Annotated in this window: 26 protein-coding genes; 20 read left to right on the plus strand and 6 right to left on the minus strand. The window is 76.3% G+C overall.

Translation table 11 applies throughout. The features are described 5' to 3' along the window. Positions 1 to 4 precede the first annotated feature (4 nt). A complete protein-coding gene (locus tag ACI8AK_RS00225) occupies positions 5 to 2182 on the minus strand; it encodes a bifunctional MFS transporter/dTMP kinase (protein WP_456954824.1) in 2178 nt (725 codons plus the stop codon). 94 nt (positions 2183 to 2276) lie between these two features. Continuing rightward, entirely contained in the window at positions 2277 to 3095 is an 819-nt protein-coding gene (locus tag ACI8AK_RS00230) for a hypothetical protein (RefSeq protein WP_456954825.1), read from the minus strand. A gap of 40 nt (positions 3096 to 3135) precedes the next feature. Between ACI8AK_RS00230 and ACI8AK_RS00235 the strand changes: the two genes are divergently transcribed. Beyond that, a complete protein-coding gene (locus ACI8AK_RS00235) occupies positions 3136 to 4080 on the plus strand; it encodes a Ppx/GppA phosphatase family protein (protein WP_456901442.1) in 945 nt (314 codons plus the stop codon). Further along, the gene (locus ACI8AK_RS00240; protein WP_387988382.1) at positions 4080 to 4925 is read left to right on the plus strand and encodes a hypothetical protein; all 846 of its coding nucleotides are present in this window, start codon (positions 4080 to 4082) and stop codon (positions 4923 to 4925) included. The genes ACI8AK_RS00235 and ACI8AK_RS00240 overlap by 1 nt, the downstream gene beginning before the upstream one ends. Before the next feature lie 27 nt (positions 4926 to 4952). Here the strand turns inward: ACI8AK_RS00240 and ACI8AK_RS00245 are convergent, their stop codons facing one another. Continuing rightward, positions 4953 to 5522, minus strand: coding sequence for a type 1 glutamine amidotransferase domain-containing protein (locus tag ACI8AK_RS00245; RefSeq protein ID WP_456901440.1), 570 nt, complete (start codon positions 5520 to 5522; stop codon positions 4953 to 4955). A 105-nt stretch (positions 5523 to 5627) separates the two neighbouring features. On the opposite strand from ACI8AK_RS00245, the gene proC reads away from it, so the two are divergent. The 5 genes from proC (at position 5628) to ACI8AK_RS00270 (ending at position 9473) form a co-directional block, all read left to right on the plus strand. Then, on the plus strand, positions 5628 to 6446 hold the full coding sequence (proC, locus tag ACI8AK_RS00250; protein WP_387988384.1) for a pyrroline-5-carboxylate reductase: 819 nt from the start codon (positions 5628 to 5630) through the stop codon (positions 6444 to 6446). A 252-nt stretch (positions 6447 to 6698) separates the two neighbouring features. Continuing rightward, entirely contained in the window at positions 6699 to 7040 is a 342-nt protein-coding gene (locus ACI8AK_RS00255; protein WP_456901439.1) for a helix-turn-helix domain-containing protein, read from the plus strand. 301 nt (positions 7041 to 7341) lie between these two features. Further along, on the plus strand, positions 7342 to 7440 hold the full coding sequence (locus ACI8AK_RS00260) for a 30S ribosomal protein bS22 (protein ID WP_012854759.1): 99 nt from the start codon (positions 7342 to 7344) through the stop codon (positions 7438 to 7440). A 10-nt stretch (positions 7441 to 7450) separates the two neighbouring features. Continuing rightward, complete coding sequence (locus ACI8AK_RS00265) at positions 7451 to 8569, plus strand: NAD-dependent epimerase/dehydratase family protein (protein ID WP_456954826.1); 1119 nt, start codon at positions 7451 to 7453, stop codon at positions 8567 to 8569. Beyond that, positions 8562 to 9473 (plus strand): lysophospholipid acyltransferase family protein, encoded by a 912-nt coding sequence (locus ACI8AK_RS00270; RefSeq protein WP_387988386.1) that lies wholly within the window; start codon positions 8562 to 8564, stop codon positions 9471 to 9473. Before ACI8AK_RS00265 ends, ACI8AK_RS00270 begins: the two co-directional genes overlap by 8 nt. A gap of 159 nt (positions 9474 to 9632) precedes the next feature. Here the strand turns inward: ACI8AK_RS00270 and ACI8AK_RS00275 are convergent, their stop codons facing one another. The 3 genes from ACI8AK_RS00275 to ACI8AK_RS00285 form a co-directional block, all read right to left on the minus strand. Continuing rightward, positions 9633 to 10538 carry an HAD family hydrolase gene (locus ACI8AK_RS00275; protein WP_387988387.1) on the minus strand — a complete coding sequence of 302 codons (906 nt, stop codon included), beginning with the start codon at positions 10536 to 10538 and terminating at the stop codon, positions 9633 to 9635. A 94-nt stretch (positions 10539 to 10632) separates the two neighbouring features. Then, on the minus strand, positions 10633 to 11838 hold the full coding sequence (locus ACI8AK_RS00280; protein WP_456954827.1) for a DUF5667 domain-containing protein: 1206 nt from the start codon (positions 11836 to 11838) through the stop codon (positions 10633 to 10635). A 118-nt stretch (positions 11839 to 11956) separates the two neighbouring features. Further along, positions 11957 to 12787 carry a sigma-70 family RNA polymerase sigma factor gene (locus tag ACI8AK_RS00285; protein WP_456954828.1) on the minus strand — a complete coding sequence of 277 codons (831 nt, stop codon included), beginning with the start codon at positions 12785 to 12787 and terminating at the stop codon, positions 11957 to 11959. 202 nt (positions 12788 to 12989) lie between these two features. Here ACI8AK_RS00285 and ACI8AK_RS00290 point away from each other — a divergent pair, with 202 nt between their 5' ends. From ACI8AK_RS00290 to ccsB, 13 genes are all read left to right on the plus strand, one after another. Further along, positions 12990 to 13241: a glutaredoxin family protein gene (locus ACI8AK_RS00290; RefSeq protein WP_387988390.1), complete on the plus strand. Its 252-nt coding sequence runs from the start codon at positions 12990 to 12992 to the stop codon at positions 13239 to 13241. 277 nt (positions 13242 to 13518) lie between these two features. Then, positions 13519 to 14205, plus strand: a complete 687-nt coding sequence (locus ACI8AK_RS00295; RefSeq protein ID WP_456901435.1) for a redox-sensing transcriptional repressor Rex — start codon at positions 13519 to 13521, stop codon at positions 14203 to 14205. After that, positions 14202 to 15557, plus strand: a complete 1356-nt coding sequence (locus tag ACI8AK_RS00300; protein WP_456954829.1) for a glutamyl-tRNA reductase — start codon at positions 14202 to 14204, stop codon at positions 15555 to 15557. Before ACI8AK_RS00295 ends, ACI8AK_RS00300 begins: the two co-directional genes overlap by 4 nt. Beyond that, on the plus strand, positions 15554 to 16504 hold the full coding sequence (hemC, locus tag ACI8AK_RS00305) for a hydroxymethylbilane synthase (protein WP_456954830.1): 951 nt from the start codon (positions 15554 to 15556) through the stop codon (positions 16502 to 16504). Before ACI8AK_RS00300 ends, hemC begins: the two co-directional genes overlap by 4 nt. Positions 16505 to 16607: 103 nt before the next feature. Beyond that, a complete protein-coding gene (locus tag ACI8AK_RS00310) occupies positions 16608 to 18137 on the plus strand; it encodes a uroporphyrinogen-III synthase (RefSeq protein WP_456954831.1) in 1530 nt (509 codons plus the stop codon). Continuing rightward, entirely contained in the window at positions 18134 to 19132 is a 999-nt protein-coding gene (hemB, locus tag ACI8AK_RS00315) for a porphobilinogen synthase (RefSeq protein WP_456954832.1), read from the plus strand. The genes ACI8AK_RS00310 and hemB overlap by 4 nt, the downstream gene beginning before the upstream one ends. Then, on the plus strand, positions 19132 to 19677 hold the full coding sequence (locus tag ACI8AK_RS00320; RefSeq protein WP_387988396.1) for a hypothetical protein: 546 nt from the start codon (positions 19132 to 19134) through the stop codon (positions 19675 to 19677). The genes hemB and ACI8AK_RS00320 overlap by 1 nt, the downstream gene beginning before the upstream one ends. Then, positions 19674 to 21056 (plus strand): glutamate-1-semialdehyde 2,1-aminomutase, encoded by a 1383-nt coding sequence (gene hemL / locus ACI8AK_RS00325; RefSeq protein ID WP_456901432.1) that lies wholly within the window; start codon positions 19674 to 19676, stop codon positions 21054 to 21056. Before ACI8AK_RS00320 ends, hemL begins: the two co-directional genes overlap by 4 nt. Continuing rightward, a complete protein-coding gene (locus tag ACI8AK_RS00330) occupies positions 21056 to 21688 on the plus strand; it encodes a histidine phosphatase family protein (RefSeq protein WP_456954833.1) in 633 nt (210 codons plus the stop codon). Before hemL ends, ACI8AK_RS00330 begins: the two co-directional genes overlap by 1 nt. After that, positions 21685 to 22317, plus strand: a complete 633-nt coding sequence (locus ACI8AK_RS00335; RefSeq protein ID WP_387988399.1) for a TlpA family protein disulfide reductase — start codon at positions 21685 to 21687, stop codon at positions 22315 to 22317. Before ACI8AK_RS00330 ends, ACI8AK_RS00335 begins: the two co-directional genes overlap by 4 nt. Then, entirely contained in the window at positions 22318 to 23136 is an 819-nt protein-coding gene (locus ACI8AK_RS00340) for a cytochrome c biogenesis CcdA family protein (protein WP_387988400.1), read from the plus strand. Continuing rightward, positions 23133 to 24767 (plus strand): cytochrome c biogenesis protein ResB, encoded by a 1635-nt coding sequence (gene resB, locus ACI8AK_RS00345; RefSeq protein WP_387988401.1) that lies wholly within the window; start codon positions 23133 to 23135, stop codon positions 24765 to 24767. The genes ACI8AK_RS00340 and resB overlap by 4 nt, the downstream gene beginning before the upstream one ends. Then, positions 24764 to 25729, plus strand: coding sequence for a c-type cytochrome biogenesis protein CcsB (gene ccsB / locus ACI8AK_RS00350; protein ID WP_456954834.1), 966 nt, complete (start codon positions 24764 to 24766; stop codon positions 25727 to 25729). The genes resB and ccsB overlap by 4 nt, the downstream gene beginning before the upstream one ends. The last annotated feature ends 72 nt before the right edge of the window (positions 25730 to 25801 follow it).

Here is a 25801-nt window from a genome sequence, read left to right on the forward strand (position 1 = left end):
CCGGTCAGCCTACGGAGCCTCCGGTGATCCCCCCGGTACCGGTCCGCGCGGCGCCGACGGGCGGGTCGGCCGCGCCGGCGGCGCCGTCGGGACGCTCGCCGAGCTCGGGATAGCGCTGGGTGACCAGCGTGGTGATCTTCCGCCGCACCGCGCGCGACACCAGACCGTCGTCGTCCGGGCCCCCGTCGGCGCCGAGCAGCTCGCCCGGTACGACGACGTAGCGGTCGGGCGCGGCCTCGGCCTGGGCGAGGAACGCCGCGCGCACCGCGTCGGCGTCGGCGTCGACGGGACGGGCGGTGACGGCGGAGTCGACGACCACGGTGAGGTCGGGCAGCAGGCCGCGGGTGGCCCACAGCGAGGTGCGGAAGATGCGGTCGGCGTCCAGGCCCTGCCCGGCGCCGTGGAAGGCGATCGAGGTGTCCACGTAGTGGTTGCACACCACGACCTCGCGCCGCTGCAGCGCCGGCCGGATGACCGTGGCCACGTGCTCGGCGCGGTCGGCGGCCGCCAGCAGCGCCGCGGTGTAGGCGGCCACCGGGTGGCCCTCGCCGTCGGTCGCGCCGGGCACCTCCGGCGCCGGCGGGTAGAGCAGCGTGCGGACCTGCCGGCCCAGCGCCGTGTCGCTCGGCTCGTGCGTGGCCACCACCGGGCAGCCGCAGTCGCGCAGCACCTGGGCGAGCTCGGCGGTGTACCGGCGGGTGAGGTCGCGGTCGGCGCCCTCGACGACGACGAACAGGCCGGTGCCGCTGGCCGAGGCCGACAGGATGTCCGAGCTGCCCCACAGCAGCCGGAACACGTCGCGGGGTCGGGTGCCCGGCCGGCCGCGCGGGACGACCTGGCGGACGGCGTAGGCGCTCACCAGCAGCGCGAGGACGCCGCCGATCAGCAGCGTGAGGCCCGGCCCGGTGAGGCTGAGCATCAGCTCGCCCACGCGCAGGTCGTGGTTGCCGAGCAGGCCGGCCAGGCCCGGGCCGACGGCGACCGACAGCAGCAGGACGATGCGCACCGACGACACGACGAAGGCGAACACCCGGCCGCGCAGCCGGTCCTCGACCTCGTAGCCGATGAGCGTGTAGCCGATGATCCAGGAGATCCCGGCGAACAGGCCGACGAGGAACGCCGCCATGGTGGCGAGGACGAAGTCCTGCAGCAGGGACATCGCCAGCAGCGCGATCCCGGCCAGGCCGATGGAGCGGGCGAACAGGCTGCGCCGGGGGACCGTGGGCAGGATCCGCGGCCCGACCAGCATGCCGAGGGCCAGGCCGGTGAAGACGATGCCGAACACCACGCCGTAACCGGCGGCGCCGGCGTCCAGGGTGGCGATGTAGAGCTGCGCCACGCCGATGATCAGCCCGCCCGCCCCGAACGCGCCGATGACGCCGACGTACAGCGCGCGCATCAGCGGCTGCCCCCGCAGGAAGGAGACGCCCTCGACGACGAGGGAGAACACGTTCGACGACGACTGCCGGTCGACGGGCGTCCGCGGGATGAGCCGCCGGGACAGGAGCACCGTGGTGGCCGACAGGGCGAAGCTCGCCGAGTTGAACAGCAGGGCGACGACGATCGCCGTCCGCGCGTCGCCCGCCTCGCCGCTGCCGGGGAACACGCGCGCGACGGTGGACAGCAGGGCGAACAGCAGCGACGCCACCGGCACCGCGCCGTAGACGCTGAACAGCGACACCTGGTTGGCCACGGCCAGCCGCTCGCGCGGCACGATCGCCACCCAGATCGCCTGCTTGGCCGGGTTGGTGAACAGCCCCACCGCCTCGACGAGGAACTGGGCCACGTAGAGCCAGGTCAGCTCGTAGCTGAAGGCGATCGACAGGTACATCGAGCAGGCCAGCAGGTCACCGACGACGACGGTGGTGCGGCGGTCGAGCCGGTCGGCCAGGGCGCCGGCGATCGGGCCGAGGAGCAGGTCGGGCAGCAGCCGGGTGAGGATGACGCCGGAGATCGCCGCGCCCTGGACGCCGAGCGACTCGTCGCGGGTGAGCTGCTGGGCCATCGCCGTGGTGGCCAGCAGGCCCAGCCAGTCGCCGAGGCTGGAGACGGTGATCGCCGCCCACATGCGGCGGAACACCGGGATGCGCAGGAGGACCAGCAGCGCGTTCTCCTGCGCCCGCCCGCTGGCCGACGACCCCGCCGGGCGCGCGCGGGGGCTCGCCGCCTGTCCGTCGCTCACAGTCCTCGCCGTCCGGTCGTCGCGGTCGTCCCCAGCAGGGTAGTGGCGGGCGGTGCCGATCCGGCCCCCGCCGCACCCGGGCGGGGGAGTGCCCTCAGGCGCCGGGCCGCAGCCGGGGCAGCGGGAGGGGCACCGGCGCCGGGCTGGCCGGGTGCGGGGCGACCAGGCCGAGGTCCAGCCGGGCCTCGGTGAGCCGGCGCAGCTCGGCGTAGGCGGCCGGGCCGAGCAGGCTGGTGAGCTCGGCGGCGTAGGTGGCCACCAGCGGCTCGGGGGAGACGTGCGCGGCCGGCGAGCCGGTGCACCACCAGTGCAGGTCGGCGCCGCCCGGGCCCCAGCCGCGTCGGTCGAACTCGCCGATCGTGCTGACCAGGACCGTCGTCCCGTCGGGCCGCTCGACCTCCTCCTGCTCGCGGCGCACCGGCAGCTGCCAGCAGACGTCGGGCTTGGTGAGCAGCGGGTGCAGTTCCTCCCGCAGCGCCATCCGGTGCAGCGCGCAGCCGGTGCCGCCCGGGAAGCCGGGGCGGTTGAGGAAGACGCAGGCGCCGTCGACCAGGCGGGTGCGCAGGGAGCGGACGCCGCCCTCCTCGGGGGCCGCGTCGTCGGCGGAGTCCTCCTCGGTCCAGGCGCCGCGGCCGAGCGGCGCGAGCTGCCAGTCCTCGTCGGCGAGGTCGGCGACGGCGGCGGTCACCCGGGCGAGGTCGTCCTCGTCGCTGAAGAACGCGCCGTGGCTGCAGCAGCCGTCGTCGGCCCGGCCCTCGACGACACCGGCGCAGCCGCGGCCGAACACGCAGGTCCAGGCCGAGGACAGCCAGGTCAGGTCGGCGCGGACGACGTGCCGCGGGTCGGCCGGGTCCGGGAACTCGATCCACTCGCGGGCGAAGTCCGGGTCGACCTCCGGCGGTACGTCCTGCACCGGTCCAGCCTAGGGACGGCCCGCCCGGCAGACTGACCGCATGCGGCTCGGGGTGCTGGACGTCGGCTCGAACACCGTCCACCTGCTCGTGGTGGACGCCCACCGCGGCGGCCACCCTACCCCGACCTACGACGACCGCGCGGTCCTGCGCCTGGCCGAGCACGTCGGCAAGGACGACGTCCTCTCCAAGACCGGGGAGAAGGCGCTGGTCGCCGCCGTGCGCAAGGCCTGCCGGCGGGCCGAGGAGCAGGGCTGTGACGAGGTCCTCGCGCTGGTCACCTCGGCCATCCGCGAGGCGGTCAACGGCATGGAGGTGCTCGACCGCGTCCGCGCGCAGACCGGCGTCGAGCTGCAGGTGACCAGCGGCGAGGAGGAGGCGCGGCTGACCTTCCTCGCCGTCCGCCGCTGGTACGGGTGGAGCGCGGGCCGGCTGCTGGTCCTCGACATCGGCGGCGGCTCGCTGGAGCTGGCCAGCGGCGTCGACGAGGACCCCGACGTCGCGCTGTCCGTGCCGCTGGGCGCCGGGCGGATGACCCGCCGCTTCCTGCAGGACGCCGCCGAGGGCGGCCGGCCCGACCTGGCCGCCCTCGGCGCGCTGCGCGAGCACGCGGCCGACGTGCTCAAGCCGGCGGCGAGGAAGCTGCGCGGCGCCGGCGCGCCGGACCTCGTGGCGGCGACGAGCAAGACCTTCCGCACGCTGGCCCGGCTGACCGGCGCGGCGCCCTACTCGGCCGGCCTGCGGGTGCCGCGCGAGCTCACCCTGGACGGCCTCGGCCAGCTGATCGGCTTCGTGTCCCGCATCGAGGCGCGCAGCCTCGCCGAGCTGCGCGGCGTGTCGCCCGACCGCGCCCACCAGGTGCCGGCCGGTGCCGTGGTGGCGCAGGCGGCCATGCAGGCGCTGGAACTACCCTCCGTCAAGATCTGTCCGTGGGCGCTGCGCGAGGGCGTCATCCTGCGGCGACTGGACTCCTTGGGAGGCGCGTGATGGCACAGCCCCGCAGGGACCCCGATCCCGGGCGCGGCCCGGAGACCGGCGGCCGGCCGCTGGCCGACATCCTGCGCGAGGCCGGCATCGAGGCACCGCGCAGCGTGCGCCGGCGCCGGGGCGACACCGGGGACATCCCGATCAAGCAGCGCCGCCGGGACCCCGACGCCGAGGACGGCCCCAACCCCGGCCGCCGCGCCGGCGACACCGGCCGGGTCCCCGGGGCCGGCCGGCCGTCCCCCGACACGGGGCCGGTCGCCGACACCGGCCGCCCCGCGCGGGACCGGGCGGCGGAGAAGGCGGCCGCCCGGGCCGAGAGGGCGGGCAGGGCCGAGAAGGCCGCCGAGAGGGCCGGCAGGACCCGGGACACCGGCCGCGTCGCGGGGGCGCCGGCCGGGGACGGGCGCGGACCCGCCGAGCCGTCGACCGCGGCCATCCCGGGCATCCGGCCCTCCCGCAAGCCCGGCGTCCCCGGCGCCTCGGCGGAGCCCGCGCCCGCCACCGGCCCGATCCCGGTCGCCCGCGCCGGGGAGACCGAGGTCCTCGACGAGCCGCTCGGCGCCAAGGAGGGCGCACTGGCCTGGCTGCGCTTCGCCGGTGAGCTGGTCCTGGCGCTGGCCGCCGGCGTCGGCATCTACTTCCTGGCCACCGTCGTCTGGGAGCAGGTGCCGCAGGTCGCGGTGGTCCTCGCCCCGCTCGCGGTGACCGGCCTGGTCGCCGGCGTGGGCGCCTGGCGGCAGCGCACCGGCCGCGAGCCCACCGGGCTGCGGCTGGTCGCCGTCCTCGTGTTCGCCGGGACGCTGCTCACCATCGCCCCGGCCGCCGGGCTGCTCGCCGGCACCTGAGGGGCCGCCGGGCAGCCCGGCGGCGCGTCACTCGTCCTCGTCGTCCCCGTCGGCGCCGGCCTGGCCGAACTGCTCGACGATCGCCGCGGTGAACGCGTCGAGGTCGTCGGGCTCGCGGCTGGTGACCAGGTTGCCGTCGACGACGACCTCCTCGTCGACCCACTTCGCGCCCGCGTTGCGCAGGTCGGTCTGCAGCGACGGCCACGACGTCATCCGCCGGCCCCGGACGACGTCGGCCTCCGCCAGCACCCACGGCGCGTGGCAGATCGCCGCGACCGGCTTGTCCGCGTCGAAGAACGCCTTCACGAAGGCGACGGCGTCGGCGTCGGCCCGGACGAAGTCGCCGTTGATGACGCCGCCGGGCAGGACCAGCGCCGCGTAGTCCTCGGGGTCGGCCGAGGCGACGGTCGTGTCCACCTTCCTCGTGTCGCCCTTGTCGATGTGCTGGTACATCGTGATGCTGCCGCTCTCCAGTGACACCAGCTCCGGCTCGGCCCCGGCGTCCTCCAGCGCCTGCCACGGCCGTTCCAGCTCGACCTGCTCGACGCCGTCGGTCGCGAGCACGGCCACTTTCATCCCGTCCAGTTCTCCTGCCATGCGGGCGCGGCTACCCGGCACCGGGAGGCGGCACACCCGCGCGCACTACCGTCCGACGCGGGGTCGATGCGGCGTCCGGCGCACACCGAGAGCTGGGAGAACGGGATGGCACAGCGGCAGGGCCTGGCGGTCTACGGCGGCGGCAAGATGGGCGAGGCGCTGCTGGCCGGGCTGGTGAAGAGGCAGGGCCCGGACGGTGTGGTCGTCTGCGAGCGGCACCCGGAGCGTGGCCGCGAGCTCGCCACCCGCTACGGGATCGACGTCGTCGGGATCGAGGAGGCGGCCGCCCGCGCGCGGGTGCTGCTCCTGGCGGTCAAGCCGCAGGACCTGCCGGCGCTGCTGGAGCGGCTGGCGCCGTCGGTGGACCCCGGGCACCTGGTGGTGAGCATCGCCGCCGGCATCGCCACCGCCACCATCGAGGCGGCACTGCCGGCCGGCGTGCCGGTGGTGCGGGTCATGCCCAACACCCCGGCGCTGGTCGACGAGGGGATGAGCGTGCTGTCGGCCGGGGCGTCGGCGGGCGAGGCGGAGCTGGACGAGGCCGAGGCGCTGCTGTCCACCGTCGGCCGGGTGGCGCGGGTGCCCGAGTACCAGCAGGACGCGGTGACGGCGCTGTCCGGCAGCGGGCCCGCCTACTTCTTCTACCTCGTCGAGGCGATGGTCGACGCCGGCGTGCTGCTCGGCCTGCCGCGGGCGCTCACCACCGAGCTGGTGGTGCAGACGGCGCTGGGGTCAGCGGTGATGCTGCGCGAGTCGGGGGAGCACCCGGCCCAGCTGCGGGACGCGGTGAGCAGCCCCGGCGGCACCACCATCGCCGGCATCCGGGAGCTGGAGCGGCACTCGGTGCGCTCGGCGCTCATCGCGGCCATCGAGGCGGCCGCCCGGCGCTCGGTGGAGCTCGGCCGGACCGACGGGAGCCGGTGACGGTAACCCGCCCGTGACCGGAGTGGTGGGACGCTGCGTCACGGTGTCGACACGGCGACGTGGAGACGCGCCGATACGGCTGTGAAGCGAGTTGCATAGGTGTAGTTCTGCCAGGGACGGACCGTTCCCCGTGTCCGTTTCTTCCATCGCTTCCGTCACGCGGGTCCCCCTACTCTCTGTGTCAGCACGTGCGTGTCCCGTAGTCGGTGGGGAAGCCGACGCCCGACGCGTGCTAGGTCCGGAGAGCTGATCATGACCATGCCCCAGCGCACCAACGCCGCTTACGTCCGCCCGGCCGTCCCCGGCCCGCGGCCCATGGCCCGCCCGATGCCGGCCGCCGCCGTCGCGCGCCCCGTCGGCCCGGCCCACCCCGCCGCGATGCCCGTCGGCCGCCCGGCCGTCCCGCAGCCGCGCGCCGCGGTCACCTTCCTGACCGTCGCCGAGGTCGCCAGCATGATGCGCGTCTCCAAGATGACCGTGTACCGCCTCGTGCACGCCGGCGAGCTGTCCGCCGTCCGCGTCGGCCGCTCCTTCCGCGTCCCCGAGCGCGCCGTCCAGGACTACCTGCGCGACGCCTACACCGACATCGCCTGACGAAGGACCTCCCTGCCCCCACGCCTCGCTCCGTCCGGCGCGGGCCCCGGCAGGAAGGCCGTTCCCGCACCTCGCCAGGCCCCTGTAGAGGGGCCGTTCCACCCCCTCGCCAGGGGGAGATCCATCCGGCCCGGTTCCCGCGGCAGCGTCGCCGCGGGGGCGCCGGGTAGGCTCGGGCGCCGAGCGACACCCCGGCCCCGGCCGGAGCCGTCGCACACGAGCTGATCCACACTCGCGTGGCGTCCGGTTCCGAACCAGCGGTCCCCGGCGCGACACGCGGCAACGACGTCGGGAGCAGGACATGGGTTCGGTCATCAAGAAGCGCCGCAAGCGGATGGCGAAGAAGAAGCACCGCAAGCTCCTGAAGAAGACCCGCGTGCAGCGTCGCAACAAGAAGTGAGCTGACGCTCGTGCCGCCTGCCGTCGTCCTCGTCACCGGTGTCAGCCGGTGGCTCGGGGGTGCGCTGGCGGCCGAGCTCGCTCGCGACCCGTCCATCGACCGGGTCATCGGGGTCGACACCGTCCCCCCGTCCGCGGAGCTGCTCCGCCGCCTCGGCCGCACCGAGTTCGTGCGTGCCGACATCCGCAACCCGCTGATCGGCAAGGTCATCAGCACCGCGGCGGTCGACACCGTCGTGCACATGAACATCAGCTCCACGCCCGCCGGGTCCGGCGGGCGGGGGCCGATGAAGGAGCTCAACGTCATCGGGACGATGCAGCTCCTCGCCGCCTGCCAGCGCGCGCCCTCGGTGCGCCGGCTGGTGCTCAAGTCGACCAGCGCCGTCTACGGCGCCTCCCCGCGCGACCCCGCCGTCTTCACCGAGGCGATGCAGGCGCGCCGGGTGCCGTCGGGCGGGTTCGCCAAGGACAGCCTCGACATCGAGGGCTACGTGCGGTCCTTCGCGCGCCGCCGTCCCGACGTCGGGGTCGCCGTCCTGCGGTTCACCAACTTCATCGGCCCGCGCATCGACTCGGTGCTCACCGGGTTCCTGCGCATGCCCGTCGTCCCCACCGCCCTCGGCTACGACGCGCGCGTGCAGCTGCTGCACGAGGACGACGCCCTCGGCGTCCTCACCCGCGCCACGACCGGGGACTTCGCGGGGACGGTGAACGTCGGGGGAGGGGGCACGTTGCTGCTGTCCCAGGTCATCCGCCGGCTGGGCCGGCTGCAGCTGCCGGTGCCCTCGCCGGCGCTGGGCTCCCTCGGCCGGCTCACCCGCCGCTTCGGCTACGTCGACTACTCCCCGGAGCAGATGCGCTTCCTCAACTTCGGCCGGGTCGTGGACACGACCGTGCTGCGCACCGAGTTCGGCTACACCCCCCGCTACACGACCGCCGAGGCGCTGGCCGACTACGCGCGCACCGTCCCGCCGGTGGTCCCGCCGGCCCTGGTCGGCGAGGCGACCGACCGGGCCCGCGGGCTGGTCGCGCGGGCCGGGTCGGTCGCCTCCTCCGTGGGGACGACGGTGCAGGGCCGGCTGCGGCCGACGCCGGCCCCGCCGGGACTGCGGGCGCTGCGCGATGCCTGAGGCCCGCGTCATCCGGCTGCGCCCCGACGACGACGGCCGGCCGCACGTCCCGCCGCCGTCGGACCCGAGCTGGGACGAGCAGGTCGCCGGCGGCCTGGAGTTCCTCCGCCGCCGCCTGACCGGCGAGTACGAGACGGACGAGTTCGGCTTCGACACCGACCTCACCGACCACGTGCTCCTGCCGGTGCTGCGGCCGCTGTTCAACCGGTGGTTCCGCGTCGAGACCCACGGCATCGAGAACGTGCCCACCGACGGCGGGGCGCTGGTGGTCGCCAACCACTCCGGCACGCTGCCCGTCGACGCGCTCATGGCGACCGTGGCGCTGCACGACGACCACCCGGCGCAGCGGCGGTTCCGGCTGCTCGGCGCCGACCTGGTCTTCGACCTGCCCTTCGTCGGGTCGCTGGCCCGCAAGTTCGGCGCCACGCTGGCCTGCAGCGAGGACGCCGAGCGGCTGCTGTGCGCCGACGAGCTGGTGGGCGTCTTCCCCGAGGGGTTCAAGGGCATCGGCAAGCCGTTCCGCGACCGGTACACGCTGCAGCGGTTCGGCCGGGGCGGTTTCGTCACGGCGGCTCTGCGCACCGGCAAGCCGATCGTCCCCTGCGCCATCGTGGGCGCCGAGGAGATCTACCCGATGGTCGGCAACGCGAAGACCCTCGCGCGGCTGCTCGGGCTGCCGTACTTCCCGGTGACGCCGACCTTCCCCGCGCTCGGCCCGCTCGGGCTGGTGCCGCTGCCGTCGAAGTGGCTGATCGCCTTCGGCGAGCCGATCGAGACGGCGCACTACGGCCCGGCCGCCGCCGAGGACCCGATGCTGGTGTTCAACCTGACCGACCAGGTCCGGGAGACCATCCAGCACTCGATCTACCAGCTGCTCCTGCAGCGCAGGTCCGTCTTCAGCTGACACCGTCGGCCTCCGGCCGACACCGCGGCCACGTGCCGTCCCCCTGCTGCGTGGAGCCCTTCCTGCCGCTCGGTCGCGGGAGCCTCCGGCCCCCACTTCCTCGCAGCACCTCGCAGGGCGGCTCCCGGGCCCTCGCCGGGGACCCTCCGGGCCGCCTCCTCAGGCCCGTCGGCGGCGGAGGGCGACCGCGCCGCCGACGACGCCGCCGGTGACCGCCGCGGCCGCGACCGTGGGGACGCCGATGCGGGCGGCCTTCCGGCCGGTGCGGAAGTCGCGGACGGTCCAGTCGCGGGAGCGGGCGACCGCGCGCAGCTCGGTGTCGGGGTTCACCGCCACCGCCGTCCCGGTCAGGGTGAGCATCGGCAGGTCGTTGGCCGAGTCGCTGTAGGCGGTGCAGCGGGCGAGGTCCAGGCCCTCCCGCTCGGCCAGCGCCCGCACCGCCTCCGCCTTGGCCTCGCCGTGCATGAGCTCGCCGACCAGCCGGCCGGTGTAGCGGCCGTCGACCACCTCGGCGACCGTGCCCAGCGCGCCGGTGAGCCCCAGCCGGTGGGCGATGATCCGGGCCAGCTCCACCGGCGTCGCGGTGACCAGCCACACCCGCTGGCCGGCGTCGAGGTGCTGCTGGGCGAGGTTGCGGGTGCCCGACCAGATCCGGTCGGCCATGAGCTCGTCGTAGATCTCCTCGCCGGCGTCGACGATCTCGGCGACCTCGCGGCCGGCGACGAAGGCCAGCGCGGTCTCGCGGATGGTGTGCATGTCGCCGGCGCTCTCGTTGCCCGCGACCCGGAACTTGGCCTGCTGCCACGCGAAGCGGGCGATGTCGCGGGAGGTCAGGTACTTCCGCGAGGCCAGGCCGCGGGCGAACCAGAACAGCGAGGCGCCCATCATCATCGTATTGTCGACGTCGAAGAACGCGGCGGCGGTGCGGTCGGCCACCACGGCCGGGACCGGCTCGACCTCCGCGGCGGCCGCGGACGCCGCGCCGGCGACGTGCGCGCGGATCTCCTCCTCGGACGGCGCCCCGCCGTCCTGCCTGCGGCGGCCGCGGAACGGCAGACCCGGCACGGGCTCCCTCCCCTGGGGTGGTCCCTCCGCCCTGGAGCGGTACCCGACCGACCCTATCGGCCGCCCGCCGGGGCCCCCGACCCGGACCGGGGCCTCAGCAGATGATCGGCCAGAGGCAGATCGGCAGCGGGGTGTCCAGGACCGGGGGCGGCGTGGTGGTCGACGGCGCGGACGGCTGACCGCCGCCCCCGGGCAGCGGGAGCGGCGGCAGGGGCAGGCCCCCGCCGGGCACGGGCGGGGCCGTCGTCGGCGCGGTGCCGCCGGTCGGGACGCTCCCGCCCCCGGAGCCGGTCGGCGCCGCCGGGCCGCCGCCGGTCGACGGCGCGGGCGGCGCGCTCGAGGGCGCCGTGGTCCCCGAGCCGGCCGGCGGCGGGGCCGGCTGCGTCGACGGCGCGGCCGGCTGGTCGGGGGTCGGGGCGCCGGGGCCGGCCGGTGCGGGCGCCGTGGTCCCCGAGCCGGCCGTCGGCGGGGCCGGGGTGGCCCCGCAGGCGACGGGCAGCGGGCCGAACCGGTCGGCGCCGGAGACGGCGGGGCCGGCGGGGCAGTCGAGCGCGGTGCGCAGCTCCGCGGCGCGGGTGCCGACCTCCGACACCACCTCGAGCGAGCGGGTGGCGGCGGTGCCGGCGTCCGCGGGCAGCGCGTCCTGCAGGCCGGCGAGGCCGGAGCCCTGGTCCTCGGCCCAGCCGGCGAGCACCGCCAGGGGAGCGGCATCGCGGCCGGCGACGGCCTGGGTGAGCACCAGGGCGGCGCCCTCGGTGGTCTGGGCGTCCATGGTGGCGAGGGTGTCGACGACCAGGTCGGCCGGCGGCGTGGCCGCGCCGTCCTCGACCAGGTCGCCGAGCTCCTGCAGCCGGGTGGTGGCGAACTCCAGCAGCGTCAGGCCGCGCTCGTCGCCGGCCAGCGCGAGCTGGGTCTGCTCGGTGCCCCGCTTCAGGGCGTAGAGCGCGTCGCCGGGTTCGGCGTCGGTGGACAGCGCGACCAGGGACCCGAGCGCGGTGACCGCCAGCGCCGCACCGGCGACCCCGGCGGTCAGCCGGGACCGCCACGCCGGGCGGCCGGGTGCCGGTCGGGCGGCCCGCAGCCGGGACAGACCCCGGCGTGGCCCCGGCTCCGGCGCCGGCTCCGGCGAGCGGACGGCGGCCATCGCCACCAGCCGGGCGCGGGTGGCCGCGCGGAAGTCGGGCGCCGGCTCGTCGTCGAGGTCCACGGCGAGCGCGCGGAGCCGGTCCTCGAGGGCCGCCTCCCGCCGCCGCGCGGACGCACGGCGGGATGCTCCCGCGGCGTCGTGCTCGGCGCTCACCTGGGTCCTCCGGTCTGTCGGTCGGGGCTCGGTCGACGGGAGCAACGACGCAGGTCAGGGGCCGTTACGGCGTACCCGCGGGTAACAACGCCGCGTCCCCCGCCCGGGGTCCCGCGGGTCACCGGAGCCCCTCCGGCAGCAGGCCGGCCAGCCGCCGCACCGCCCGGTGCTGCAGCGCCTTGACCGCGCCGTCCTTCTTGCCCATGACCGCCGCGGTCTCCGACACCGACAGCCCCTGGAGGAACCGCAGCGAGATGCACTCCTGCTGCTCGCTGCCCAGCTGGCGGATGCACGCCAGCAGCTGCTCGTTGGTCAGCCGCGAGACGACGGCGTCCTCGGGACCGTCGGTGGCCTGGTCGGCGTCGCGCATGTCCGCGGTGGTGACCTCCAGCCGGAACCGGCTGCTCTTCACGTGGTCGCGGATGATGTTGCGGGCGATCGTCACCAGCCAGGCGCCGACGTCGCGGCCCTGGAAGGACAGCGAGTCGATGCGCCGCAGCGCGCGGACGAAGGTCTCGCTGGTGAAGTCCTCGGCCTGGGCGCGGTCGCCCACGCGGTGCAGCACGTACCGGTGGACCAGCGTCACGTAGTGGTCGTAGAGCCGGCCGAACGCCTCGGCGTCGCCGGCCTGCGCCTGCCGGACGAGGTCCCAGACGTCGACCCGGTCGTCGGGCAGGTCCTCCTCGAGCGCCGCCAGCTCCTCGGCGAGCGCCTCCTCGTCCTCCTCGGGCGGCTCCACCACGGTCCCGGGGGCGGCCCCGTCGGGAGCGACGGCCTCCGGAGCGTCGGCCTCCGGAGCGACGGCCTCGGCGTCGACGACGGCGTCCGGCTCCGCCGGTGCGGCCTCCACGCTGGCGCGCGGGTACGGCGTCGGGCGGGGGCGGGGACCGGGCCGCCGCCCCGCCGGGACGGCGGACGACCGCTCGTCCACCGGGCGCGACTGCGGCATGCGGGACGTCGACCTCCTCGTCGGCCCGCCGAGCCGTGACGGCTCGCCCGACGGGGGTCCTCCCGGCTCGGCGGTGTCCCGCTGTCCTGCGGGTCCTCTCACATGGTGACAACATCACTGCGAACCGTCCACGTCGGCCGGCCGTGCGGTACGTCCCGGTACCCCGCCGGGGGGACCGCCGCCGCCCCGCAGGAGGTGTCCTGTGACCGAGACCCCCGTGCGGCTGGAGCTGCTGACCCGGGCCGGCTGCCACCTGTGCGTGACCGCGGCCGAGACGCTCGCGCGGATCGCCGGGGAGGCCGGGGTCACCACCCGCGAGGTCGACGTCGACGCCGACCCGGAGCTGCAGGCCGAGTACGGCGACCGGGTGCCGGTGGTGCTGCTCGACGGCCGGGAGCACTCCTACTTCACCGTCGACGTCCCCCGGCTGCGCCGCGACCTCGGCATCGCATGAGGACCCCGTCCTCCCCACCCCTCGCAGGCTCGGGGCGGGACCCGGGACGGGGCCGTCACGAGGGTCGGAAGACCCCCGGGCGGGTATGGTCTCGGACACAGCCGCGGGCATCCGCGCTGGCCCGGGGCCCGAGGGCGTCCCCGGGACTTTGTTCCTGCGTTCACAAGCGGTTACCGTGGCTGTCGCCGGGTGGGCGTACCGCCCGGATCCCCGATGTCGTCCGCCCACGCAGGCTCCCGCCGGCGCCCGGGCGCGACCGCTGTGGAGTAGGCCCGTGATGCAGTCGCGGCCCCGGATCCCGGAGGCCACCGTCGCCCGGCTGGCCGTGTACCTGCGGGTGCTCACCGGACTCGCCGACAGCGGCCGCGGCACCGTCTCCTCCGGCGAGCTGGCCTCGGCGGCCGGCGTCAACCCCGCCGGGCTGCGCAAGGACCTCTCCCACCTCGGCCCGTGCGGCGTGCGCGGGGTCGGTTACGACGTGGCCACCCTGCGCGACCGCATCGCGGCCGTGCTCGGGATGGAGACCGCGCACGCGTGCGTCCTCGTCGGGATCGGGAACCTGGGGTCGGCGCTGGCCGGCTACGGGGGCTTCGGCAACCGCGGCTTCGAGTTCGTCGGCCTGTTCGACGCCTCGCCGGCCCGGGTGGGGCAGCGGATCGGCGACCTGCGGGTCCGGCCGATGGAGGAGCTCGACGAGGTCGTCGCCGCCACGCGGGCGACGATCGGGGTCATCACGACACCGGCCGAGGTGGCGCAGCGGGTCTGCGACCGGCTGACCAGGGCCGGGGTGAGGAGCATCTTGAACTTCGCGCCGGTGGCGCTCACCGCACCCGCCGGGGTCGGCGTCCGCCAGGTCGACCTCTCCGTCGAGCTGCAGGTCCTCGCGTTCCTCGACAAGCAGCGGGGCGCCCTCCCGGGAACGGCGCTCGGCACCGGGCTCGCCCCCGCCGGGGGGATGGCATGAGCCTGCTCGCCGTCGGCATCAGCCACCGGACCGCGCCGGTCGCGCTGCTCGAGCAGGTCGCGATGAGCGCGGACGACAGGGTCAAGGCGCTGCACGAGCTGGTCGGGAGCGACCACGTCAGCGAGGCGCTCGTGCTGGCCACCTGCAACCGGGTCGAGGTCTTCGCCGAGGTCGACCGCTTCCACGGCGGCGTCGCCGAGGTCAGCCGGGTGCTGGCCCGCCAGGCCGGCGCCTCCGTCGAGGAGCTCTCGCCCTACGTCACCGTCCACTACGAGGACCAGGCCGTCGCCCACCTGTTCACCGTGGCCGCGGGCCTGGACTCCATGGTGGTCGGCGAGACCCAGGTCCTCGGCCAGCTGCGCGCCGCCTACGCCCTCGCCCAGGAGGAGGGGACGGTCGGCCGCTCGCTGCACCCGGTCGCCCAGCACGCCCTGCGGGTGGGCAAGCGGGTGCACTCCGAGACCGGCATCGACCGCGCGGGCGCCAACCTGGTCACCGTCTCCCTCGACCACGCCGAGCAGCGGGTCGGCCCGCTGGCCGGCCGCCCGACGCTGGTGGTCGGCGCCGGGTCGATGGGCGCGCTGGCCGCCACCACGCTGTCCCGCCGCGGCGCGCTGGTCACCGTCGCCAGCCGCTCGCCGGAGTCGGCCGCCCGCCTGGCCGCCGCGGTCGACGGCGGCACCGCCGAGCTCACCGACCTGCGCGCGGCGATCGCCGACGCCGACGTCGTGGTCACCTGCACCGGCGCCACCGGCCTGGTGGTGGGCACCGACGTCGTCGCCGGCGCCATGGCCGACCGGGACGGCCGTCCGCTGGCCGTCGTCGACCTGGCCCTGCCCCGCGACGTCGACCCGGGCGTGGCCGCGCTGCCCGGCGTGCACCTGGTCGACCTGGCGCTGCTGCAGGGCGAGCGCTCGGCCGCCGGGGGCACCGGCCCGGTCGCCGCCGACGACGTCTCCGCCGCGCACGCGCTCATCGAGGCCGAGACCGCGCTGCTGCGCGCCGAGCGGCAGGCCGCCGCCGTCGCCCCGACCGTGTCCGCGCTGCGCAGCCAGGCCGCCGAGGTCGTCGACGCCGAGCTGCTGCGTCTGTCCACCCGGCTGCCCGACCTCGACGCCCGCGCCCGCGGCGAGATCGCCCGCACCGTGCGGCGGGTGGTCGACAAGCTGCTGCACGAGCCGACCGTGCGGGTCAAGGAGCTGGCCGCCACCCCCGGCGGTGTCGACTACGCCGACGCGCTGCGGGCGCTGTTCGGCCTCGGCATCGACACGGAGGTGCCCGAGGACGGCACCCGGCTGGCCGAGGCGGTCACCGTCGACCCCGACGACCTGCGCCCCGGCGGTGTGGCGTGACCGCGCCGTCGACCGGCACCGCCACCCGCACGCTGCGCCTGGGCACCCGCGCCAGCCAGCTCGCCCGCACCCAGTCGCAGACCGTCGCCGACGCGATCACCGCGGCCAGCGGCGTGCCGGTGGAGCTGGTGCACATCAGCACCGAGGGCGACCGGTCGGCCGCGGCCATCGCCCAGCTCGGCGGCACCGGCGTCTTCGTCACCGCGATCCGCAGGGCGCTGCTCGAGGGCACCGTCGACGTCGCGGTGCACAGCTACAAGGACCTGCCCACCGCGCCCGAGCCCGGGCTGGTGCTGGCCGCCGTCCCGCCGCGGGAGGACCCCCGCGACGCGCTGGTCGCCCGCGACCGCCTGACCCTCGGCGAGCTGCCGGCCGGCGCCCGCGTCGGCACCGGCGCCCCGCGGCGGGTCGCCCAGCTGCGCGCGCTCGGCCTGGGCCTGGAGATCGTGCCGATCCGCGGCAACGTCGACACCCGGATGGCCCGCGTGGTCCCGGGCGACCTCGACGCCGTCGTGCTCGCCCGCGCCGGGCTCGCCCGCCTGGGCCGGCTGGCCGCGGTCACCGAGACCCTCGACCCGCTGCAGGTGCTGCCCGCCCCGGCGCAGGGCGCCCTGGCCGTCGAGTGCCGGGCGGACGACGAGCGGACGCTGCAGCTGCTCGCTCCCCTCGACGACGCCGGCACCCGTGCCTGCGTGCTCGCCGAGCGCACCACGCTGGCCGCGCTCGAGGCCGGCTGCAGCGCCCCGGTGGCCGCCTACGCGGAGCTGGCCGAGGGCGAGGACGGCGTCGAGCTGTACCTGCGTGCCTCGGTCACCGCGATTGACGGCAGCGACGGCGTCCGCGGCTCGGTCACCGGGCCGGTCGGCGAGGCTCAGCGGCTGGGCCGCGACCTCGCCGCCGACCTGCTCGACCGCGGCGCCGCGGAGCTCGTGGCGGCCGCCCGGTGAGCCCCGGGCGCCGTCCCCCCGCCGGGCAGACCGCTCCGGCACCCCAGACCCCCACCCACGCCCACCCCAGGGCCTCGACACCAACAAGGACCAGGAGCTCGTGATGACGCGCTTCCGCAAGACCCCCGGCCGCGTCGTCTTCGTCGGCGCCGGCCCCGGTGACCCCGGCATGCTCACCGCCCGGGCCACGGCCGCGATCGCCGAGGCCGCGGTGCTGCACGTCGACCTCGACGTGCCCGCCGCCCTCCTCGACGCCGTGCGCGCCGGCCGCCCCGGCGTCGAGCCGACCGTCGTGAGCGGCGAGCCGGCCGACGTCGCCAAGGCCGCCGTCGCGGCCGCGAAGACCGGCGACGTCGTCGTCCGGGTGGTCGCCGGCGACCCGTTCACCTCCGACGCCGTGGTCAAGGAGGTGCTCGCCGTCGGCCGCACCTCCGTGCCCTTCGACGTCGTCCCCGGCGTCGCCCCCGCCACCGCGGTCCCGGCCTTCGCCGGCGTCGCGCTCGGCGGCACCTCGCTGACCGCCGACCTGCGCCACAGCGACGTCGACCTGCCCGCGCTGGCCGGGGCCGCGCACGCCCTCGGCGCCCCGGTGGTGCTGCAGGGCGGCGCCGAGCAGCTGCCCGACGCCGCCGCGCGGCTGGTCGAGGGCGGCCTGTCCGGCAGCACGCCGGTCGTCGTCACCACCGGCGGCTCGGGCACCGGCCAGAAGAGCGTGACCGCGAAGCTGTCGGCCGTCGCCGAGAAGACCGCCGACCTCGGCGGCGTCAGCGGGCCGGTCGTGGCCACCGTCGGCGCCGCCGTCGACAAGCGCGGCAAGCTCTCCTGGTGGGAGAGCCGCCCGCTGTTCGGCTGGCGGGTGCTGGTGCCGCGCACCAAGGACCAGGCCGGCGAGATGAGCGACCGGCTGCGGGCCTACGGCGCGGTGCCGGTCGAGGTGCCGACCATCGCCGTCGAGCCGCCGCGCAGCCCCGCGCAGATGGACCGCGCCATCAAGGGCCTGGTCACCGGCCGCTACGGCTGGATCGTGTTCACCTCGGCCAACGCGGTGCGCGCGGTCCGGGAGAAGTTCGCCGAGCTGGGCCTCGACGCCCGCGCCTTCGCCGGCGTGAAGGTCGCCTGCGTCGGCGAGCAGACCGCCGAGGCGGTCCGCGCGTTCGGCATCGTGCCGGAGCTGGTGCCCACCGGGCAGCAGTCCAGCGAGGGCCTGCTGGCCGACTTCCCCGAGTACGACGACGTGCTGGACCCGATCAACCGGGTGCTGCTGCCCCGCGCCGACATCGCCACCGAGACCCTCGCCGCGGGCCTGCAGGAGCGCGGCTGGGAGATCGACGACGTGACCGCCTACCGCACCGTGCGCGCCGCCCCGCCGGCCGCCGCGGTCCGCGAGGCGATCAAGGGCGGCGGCTTCGACGCGGTGTGCTTCACCTCCTCGAGCACCGTGCGCAACCTGGTCGGCATCGCCGGCAAGCCGCACGCGAAGACCGTCGTCGCCGTCATCGGCCCCGCCACCGCGGCCACCGCGCAGGAGTTCGGCCTGCGGGTCGACGTCCAGCCCGAGACCGCCGCGGTGCTCCCGCTGGTCGACGCGCTGGCCGAGTACGCCGAGGCGCGGCGGGAGGGTGAGGGCGAGTGACCTCCCCGCAGGGCGGGTCGAACCCGGGCTTCGCGCGCGGGCGCCGGCTGCGGTCGACGCCCGCGCTGCGGCGGCTCACCGCGCAGACCCGGGTGGCCCCGGCCGACCTGGTGCTGCCGGTGTTCGTCAAGGAGGGCATCGACCGGCCGCAGCCGATCGGCGCGATGCCCGGCGTCGTGCAGCACACGCTGGACTCGCTGCGGAAGGCCGCGCACGAGGCGGCCGACGCCGGCATCGGCGGGCTGATCCTCTTCGGCATCCCCGCCGAGAAGGACGAGGCCGGCTCGCAGGCCGACGCCGCCGACGGGATCGTCAACGTGGCGCTGCGCCAGCTGCGCGCCGACCTCGGCGACGAGCTGGTGCTCCTGGCCGACCTGTGCCTGTGCGAGTACACCTCGCACGGGCACTGCGGCCTGGTCACCCCGGCCGGCGTCGTGGACAACGACCCGACGCTGGACCGGTACGCCGCCGTGGCGATCGCGCAGGCGCAGGCCGGCGCCCACGTCATCGCCCCCAGCGGGATGATGGACGGGCAGGTCGCGGCGATCCGCCGGGCCCTGGACGGCGCCGCGTTCACCGAGACGCCGATCCTCGCCTACGCCGCCAAGTACGCCTCGGGCTTCTACGGGCCGTTCCGCGAGGCGGCCGAGGGCGCGCCGCAGTTCGGCGACCGCTCGACCTACCAGATGGACCCGCCCAACGCCGACGAGGCGCTGCGCGAGGTGGCGCAGGACCTCGCCGAGGGCGCCGACGCCGTCATGGTCAAGCCGGCGCTGCCCTACCTGGACGTCGTGGCCCGGGTCGCCGACGCCGTCGACGTCCCGGTCAGCGCCTACCAGGTGTCCGGCGAGTACGCGATGGTCGAGGCGGCCGCGGCCAACGGCTGGATCGACCGCGAGCGGGCGATCCTCGAGACGATCACCGCCATCCGGCGGGCCGGCGCCGGCCAGGTGCTCACCTACTGGGCGGTCGAGGCCGCGCGCCTGCTCCGCTGATGGGCTACGTCGAGCCCGGGGGCTCCTGGCGGCCGTTCTGGCTGGTCGCCGGGGTCCTCGGGCTCCTCGCCGTCCTGGACCTGGCGCTGCCCGGCCCGGACGTGCCGCCGCTGCTGTGGGTGCTTGCCGTCGTCGCGGTGCTCGGCACCGTCGCCTTCGGCTGCACGGCGGCCCGGCGGGTGTGGACGGTGCGGGTCGACGGCGGCGGTCCCGACGGCGCGCTGTCGGTGGGCCGCGAGCGGGTGCCGCTGACCGACGTCGACGCCGCCCACCTGCGGGCCGTGCGCGAGGGGACGGCCGGCGTGGACGCCGGCGCCCCCGTCCTGGGCGGCGGGTGGTCGGTGCCGCGCGGTCGCACCGGGCTGCCGCTGCGGCTGACCGACGGGCGGACCGTGCTCGTGCCCACCCGCGACCCCGCGGCGCTCGCCGGCGCGCTGCTGGCCGCGGTCCCGGGCGGCGCCCCGCCGGGGAGCCCGACGTCACACGGCGCCGGCCCCGACACCCCCGACGGGCGTCCGGGGGGCGGGGGGACACTGGGGCCGTGACCTCGCTGGACACGACCCGGTACGACTACGACGCACCGGTCTCCGCCGACCTGTTCGCCCGCGGGCAGCGCGTGACCCCGGGCGGGGTGAACTCGCCGGTGCGCGCCTTCCGCGCCGTCGGCGGCACCCCGCGGTTCATCGCGCAGGCCCAGGGCCCCTGGCTGACCGACGCCGACGGCCGCCGCTACGTCGACCTCGTCGCGTCGTGGGGGCCGATGATCCTCGGCCACGCGCACCCGGCCGTCGTCGAGGCGGTGACCGCCGCCGCCCGCCGCGGGCTGTCCTTCGGCGCGCCCACCGAGGGCGAGCTCGAGCTCGCCGAGGAGATCATCGCCCGCGTGCGCCCGGTCGAGCGGGTGCGGCTGGTCAACTCCGGCACGGAGGCGGTGCTGTCCGCGCTGCGCCTGGCCCGCGGCGCCACCGGCCGGCCGCTGGTGGTCAAGTTCGCCGGCAACTACCACGGCCACGTCGACGCGCTGCTGGCCTCGGCCGGGTCCGGCGTCGCCACCCTCGGCCTGCCCGACACCCCCGGCGTCACCACCGGCGCGGCCGCCGACACGATCGTGCTGCCCTACAACGACGTCGCCGCCGTCGAGGCCGTCTTCGCCGAGCGCGGGTCCGACATCGCCGTCGTGGTCTCCGAGGCGGCGCCGGGCAACATGGGCGTCGTCCCGCCGCTGGACGGCTTCAACGCGCAGCTGCGCCGGATCACCGCCGAGCACGGCGCGCTGCTGCTGCTCGACGAGGTCATGACCGGCTTCCGGGTGTCCCGCTCGGGCTGGTACGGCCTCGACCCCGTCGACGCCGACCTGTTCACCTTCGGCAAGGTCATGGGCGGCGGGCTGCCGGCCGCGGCCTTCGGCGGGCGCGCCGACCTGATGGAGCAGCTGGCCCCGACCGGGCCGGTGTACCAGGCGGGCACGCTGTCGGGGAACCCGGTCGCCGTCGCCGCCGGGCTCACCACGCTGCGGCACTGCACCGACGACGTCTACGCCCGCTGCGACCGGGTCGCGGTCACCCTGCGCGGCGCGGCCAGCGCGGCCCTGTTCGCCGCCGGTGTCCCGCACCGGGTGCAGCAGGCCGGGTCGATGTTCTCGGTCTTCTTCGTCCCCGACGAGCGCCGGGTGCGCGACTACGACGACGCCCGCACCCAGGACACCGCCGCCCACCGCGCGTTCTTCCACGAGATGCTCGCCCGGGGCGTGTACCTGCCGCCGTCGGCGTTCGAGGCCTGGTTCGTCAGCGCCGCGCTCGACGACGAGGCCGTGGAGCGGGTGCTCGACGCGCTGCCCGCCGCCGCCCGCGCCGCCGCGGCCGCCGACCCCGCCGACGCCCCGTCCGACGAGGACGCGAAGGACGCCCAGGAGCTGCAACCCTGATGGAGACGACCGTCGTCCACCTGCTCCGGCACGGGGAGGTCCACAACCCCGGGAAGGTGCTCTACGGCCGGCTGCCCGGCTACCGGCTGTCGGAGGCCGGCGAGGCGATGGCCCGCCGCGCCGCCGAGTGGCTCGTCGGTCGCGGCGTCACGCACCTGGTCTCCAGCCCGCTGGAGCGGGCGCGGCAGACCGCCGCGCCGGTCGCCGAGACGCTGGGCCTGCCGGTCGCCGTCGACGAGCGGCTCATCGAGGCCGGCAACGCCTTCGAGGGGATGCCGGTGGCCGGCGGCCAGGGACTGGTGCGCCGGCCGCGGGACTGGTGGAAGCTGCGCAACCCGGTGCGGCCCTCGTGGGGCGAGCCCTACGTCGAGATCGCCGCGCGGATGCTGCTGGCCGTCGAGGCCGCCCGCGACGCCGCCCGGGGCGCCGCCGCCGTCTGCGTCAGCCACCAGCTGCCCATCTGGACGCTGCGGCTGCACCTGGAGGGGAAGCGGTACGTGCACGACCCGCGCCGGCGGCAGTGCGGGCTGGCCAGCGTCACGTCGGTGACCTACGAGGGCGACCGGGTCGCCGGCATCACCTACGCCGAGCCGGCCGGGGCCACCGACCCCGACGCGGTGCCCGGGGCATGACCGCCCCACGACAGCGCTCCGCCGGCGCCCCACGCTCCCGCGGGGTCCCCGGGAGGCGCGCCCTGACCGCCCTGCTGGCGTCGGCCGCCCTGCTGGCCGGCTGCTCCACGGGCTCCGACGCCGTCGACGTCAGCAACGGCGGCGAGTTCCGCTTCGTCGCGGCCACCCCGGCCGGCGAGGTGATCCCCGAGGGGGAGCGGGACTCCGCGCCCGCGTTCGGCGGCACCCTGGTCGGCGGTGGTGACTGGACCTCCGACGAGCTGGCCGGGCAGGTCGCCGTCCTCAACTTCTGGGGCTCCTGGTGCGCGCCCTGCCGGGTGGAGACGCCGGCGTTCCAGGAGGTCTACGCCGACGTCCGCGACCGGGGCGTGGCCTTCCTGGGCCTCAACGTCAAGGAGGCCGACGAGCAGTTCGCGCAGGCGTTCGTCGACAGCCAGGGCATCGAGTTCCCCTCGCTGTACGACCCCGCCGGCGAGGTCGCGCTGGCCTTCCGGGACTACCCGGCGAACGCGATCCCGTCCACGATCGTGCTGGACCGGGACGGCCGGGTCGCCGCCGTGTACACGGGCGAGGTGTCGCAGGAGGACCTGCGCGCCGTCCTCGACCGGCTGCTCGGGGAGGAGAGCTGAGTGGACGGCGTGCGTGAGCTCGTGACCGACGGCCCGCTGCTGGTGGCCGCCGTCGTCGCCGCGCTGGCCGGGCTGGTCAGCTTCGCCTCGCCCTGCGTGCTGCCGCTGGTGCCGGGCTACCTGTCCTACGTCACCGGGCTCGTCGGCACCGGCGCCCGCCCCGCGCCCGCGCCCGTCCCCGCCGGCCCGGGGGCCACCGCCACCGCCGTCCGCGCCGACGAGCGCACCCCGCGCGGGCGGATGGTGCTCGGCGCGCTGCTGTTCGTCCTCGGCTTCACCGTCGTGTTCGTCGCCGCCGGCGCGGCGTTCGGCGGGCTGGGCCGGCTGCTGGTCCAGTACGACGACGTCATCACCCGGGTGATGGGCGCGGTCGTCGTCGTGGTCGGCCTGGGCTTCCTCGGCTGGCTGCCGTTCCTGCAGCGCACCGCCCGGCTGTCGGTGCGCCCCGCGGCCGGGCTGGCCGGCGCCCCGCTGCTCGGCGTCGTCTTCGGGCTGGGCTGGACGCCGTGCCTGGGCCCGACGCTGTCGGCGGTCTACTCGCTGGCCTACACCGAGGCCACCGCCGGCCGCGGCGCGCTGCTGTCGGTCGCCTACTGCCTGGGCCTGGGCGTGCCGTTCGTGCTGGTCGCGCTCGGCGCCCGGTGGGCGGTCGGGGCGACGACGTTCCTGCGCCGGCACGCCCGCGGGGTCACCCGCTTCGGCGGCGCGGTGCTGGTGCTGGTCGGCCTGCTCCTGGTCACCGGCGCGTGGACCGAGATGATGGGCTGGCTGCGGTCCTGGCTGGCCGTCACCGGGCTGGGGGAGTCCGCGCCACTGTGACGACCACCGCCCCGCCCCGCCCGGCCGCCGCGCCCCCGCCGCCGGCCCCGCCCTCCGGGCTCCGCCGCGCCGGCGGGTTCCTGCTGCGCCAGTGGCGCCGGCTCACCGCCATGCGCACGGCGATCGTGCTGCTGTTCCTGCTGGCGCTGGCCGCCATCCCCGGCTCGCTGCTGCCGCAGCGGTCGCTGTCGCAGAGCAACGTCACGCAGTACTTCGCCGACCACCCGACGCTCGCGCCGCTGCTCGACCGGCTCTACCTGTTCGACGTGTTCGGCTCGCCGTGGTTCGCCGCGGTGTACCTGCTGCTGTTCGTCTCGCTCATCGGCTGCGTGCTGCCGCGCGCGCTCGAGCACGCCCGCGCGCTGCGCACCCCGCCGCCGCCCGCGCCCCGGCGGCTGACCCGGCTCCCCGACGCCGCCGCGCTGCCCACCGCGCTGCCGGCCGCCGGCGCCCTCGACGTCGTCGAGGAGGAGCTGCGGGTCCGCCGCTACCGCGTGGTGCGCCGCGAGCGGGACGGCGTGGCCGAGCTGTCGGCCGAGAAGGGCCTGCTCAAGGAGACCGGCAACCTGGTCTTCCACCTGGCGCTGGTCGGCCTGCTGCTGGCGCTGGCCGGCGGCAAGCTGTGGGGCTACGAGGGCAGCATCCTGGTCACCGAGGGCCAGCGGTTCTGCAACTCGTTCCAGCAGTACGACACCCACTCCTCCGGCGCGCTGGTGGAGGGCAGCGACCTGACGCCGATCTGCGTCGGGCTCGACGACTTCCGCGCCACCTACGAGCAGGACCTCACCGCCTCCTCGTTCACCGCCGACATCACCTACGGCGCCCCCGGCGAGGAGGGCCGGCCGACGACGATCGGCGTCAACGACCCCCTGCGGGTCGACGGCGACCGGGTCTACGTCACCGGCCACGGGTTCAGCCCGACGTTCACCGTGACCCGGCCCGACGGGTTCAGCATCGACGACGTCTCGGCGCCGTTCCTCCCCAGCGACCAGCGGATGATGGGCAGCCAGGGCGCGCTCAAGCTGCCCGACCTCGGCGCGGGCACCGAGGACCAGTTCGCGCTGGAGGGCTTCTTCGCGCCGACCGGCCTGACGCAGGGCGGGGTCCTCACCTCGATCGACCCGCGCCCGCTGGCGCCGCAGGTGGCGGTCGTGGCCTACGAGGGCTACCTCGGCCTGGACTCCGGCCTGCCGCAGTCGGTCTACTCGCTCGACGCCTCGCAGATCGAGCGCGGCCGGCTCACCGAGGTCGGCCGGGGCAACCTGTCGGTCGGGGAGTCGCTGACCCTGCCCGACGGGACGACGGTGACCTTCACCGGTTACAAGGAGTTCGCCGCCCTGCAGTTCTCGCACGACCCGGGTCAGGTGTGGGTGCTCGCCGCGGCGATCGCGGTGCTGGCCGGCCTGCTCGGGATGCTGCTGCTGCGCCGGGAGCGGGTCTTCGCCCGCGCCACCGGGCCCTCCGCCGACGGCGGTACCGTGCTCGAGGTCGGTGGACTGACTCGAGGCAGCGGCGACAGCGCACCGCGCTTCACGGCGTTGACCGACGACCTGCGGGCGGCCCTCGCCGCCCGCGCCGCGACCCGTGCCCCGTCCGGGGGCGCACCCGAGACCGGAGGCACACCCGCGTGACCGCCGACCAGCTGTCCGGACTGTCGGACACCCTGTTCTCCGTCAGCGTCGGCCTGTACTCGCTCGCCGTCGTCGCCTTCGCCGCCCAGCTGGCCTTCGGCCGCCGGCCCGCCCGCGCCCGCGCGCTGGTCGGCGCCGGCGCCCCGGTCGACGAGCCGGTGGCCCCCGAGGCGGCCCCGGCCGGCACGGACGACCCGCCGGCGGTGCGCCGCTGGGGCCTGGTGGCGATGCTGCTCACCGCCCTGGGGGCGCTCACCCACGCCGGCGTGCTCGTCGCCCGCGGCCTGGCCGTCGACCGGCTGCCCTGGGGCAACATGTACGAGTTCGCCGTCGCGGTCGTGCTGGTCGCCGTCGTGGCCTTCCTCGTCCTCGCCGTCCGCTCACCGGCCCTGCGGCACCTGGGCCTGTTCGTCCTCGCCCCGGTCGTGGTCAGCCTGGTCGCCATCGGGCTGTTCCTCTACGTCGAGAGCGCCCCGCTCGTGGCGGCGCTGCGGTCGAGCTGGCTGGCCGTGCACGTGACGACGGCGATCCTCGGCTTCGGTGTCTTCTTCGTCAGCGGCATCGCCAGCGTGCTCTACCTGGTCCGCGGCCGGTTCGAGGCCCGCGGCGGCGACCCGTCGTCGTCGCGCCTGGTGGCGCGCATCCCCCCGGCCGCCACGCTGGACCGGGTCGCGCACCGCACGGCGATCTTCGGCTTCCCGATCTGGACCTTCGCGGTCATCGCCGGCGCCATCTGGGCCGAGAGCGCCTGGGGCCGGTTCTGGGGCTGGGACCCCAAGGAGACGTGGGCCTTCATCGCCTGGGTGGTCTACGCCGCCTACCTGCACGCCCGGACGACGGCGGGCTGGCGGGGCCGCCCCGCGGCGTGGGTCAACGTGGTCGGCCTGGGCGTCATGGTCTTCAACCTGCTGTACGTGAACATGGTGTCGTCCGGGTTGCACAGCTACGGCGGTGTCGACTGACCTGCGTCCCGTCCGCCCCACCCGCCCCACCCCTCACTCCCGTGAGGGGGTCCGGGCGCGGGTTCCCGGCCC

It is taken from the genome of Geodermatophilus sp. SYSU D00867 (genome assembly GCF_054050315.1).